Annotated in this window: 1 protein-coding gene; it reads left to right on the forward strand. The window is 63.8% G+C overall.

What is annotated here, in order from left to right; genetic code table 11:
- Positions 1 to 108: 108 nt before the first annotated feature.
- Positions 109 to 1,113, forward strand: a complete 1,005-nt coding sequence (locus tag HTS88_RS21955; protein WP_174182309.1) for an IS481 family transposase — start codon at positions 109 to 111, stop codon at positions 1,111 to 1,113.
- Positions 1,114 to 1,117 lie beyond the last annotated feature (4 nt).

Below are 1,117 nucleotides of genomic sequence, written 5' to 3' on the forward strand. Positions count from 1 at the left end.
TGTACTGTCCCGGCTGGTTGATGACACGGGGATTGATTTGACGCAATAAGAGGACCTCCGGGTGTTGTGTGGTGCTTGTCGAGAGCGAACACAAACCAGGAGGTCCTCGTGTCCCACCGTAACGCGTTTTTGGCCTATTCGGGGCGTCTTCAGCTGGCCCGGTGCATCGTGGTTGATGGCTGGCCTTTGCGCCGTGCTGCCGAGAGATTCAACGTTTCCGTCCCGACAGCCGCGCGCTGGTCCCGCCGCTATCGGGAGTTGGGTGAGGCTGCGCTGGAAGACCGCAGGAGCCGGCCCCTGACGTGCCCGCACCGGACCCGGATGCGCACCGAACGGCGTGTGCTGGGACTGCGCGTGAACCGTCGCTGGGGTCCGGCCCGGATCGCGTACCACCTGCACCTGAATGTCTCCACGGTCCACCGCATCCTGACCCGCTACCTGTGTCCGCCGCTGCGCTTCACCGACCCGGCCACAGGGATCAGGATCCGCGGCCGAGACCACGCCCGCCGATACGAATATGCCTGGCCCGGGGAAATGATCCACGTGGACATCAAGAAGCTCGGCCGCATACCCAACGGCGGCGGACACCGCGTTCACGGCCGGGTACAAGGCGAAGCGAACTCCCGGGCCAGGAACCTCGCAGAAGGCCGGTCCAAGGACCGCGGCCAGGTCCGGGGCTATACCTTCCTCCATCACGCAGTGGATGACCATTCCCGATTCGTATACTCCGAGATCCTGCCCGACGAAACCAAAGAGACAGCCTCGGCGTTCATGCGCAACGCCATCACAGCGTTCACCGCCCGGGGCGTCAAAATCCAGCGGGTGCTCACCGATAACGGCTCCTGCTACCGCTCCCGCGCCTTCGCCGCTGTCCTGGCCGAGGCCGGCATCAAGCACAAACGCACACGCCCCTACCGGCCCCAAACCAACGGCAAGGTCGAACGCTTCAACCGCATCCTCCAAGAGGAATGGGCCTACGCCAAGGCCTACAACTCAGAAGCCGAACGGCAAGCCTGTTACCCAGACTTCATCGAGTACTACAATCAGCGCAGGCCCCACACCGCACTCAAAGGCGCCTCACCGGCCAGCCGTGTCACCAACCAACCGGGTTAGTACA

It is taken from the genome of Pseudarthrobacter oxydans (assembly GCF_013314975.1).
In the GTDB taxonomy this organism is placed as follows: domain Bacteria; phylum Actinomycetota; class Actinomycetes; order Actinomycetales; family Micrococcaceae; genus Arthrobacter; species Arthrobacter oxydans.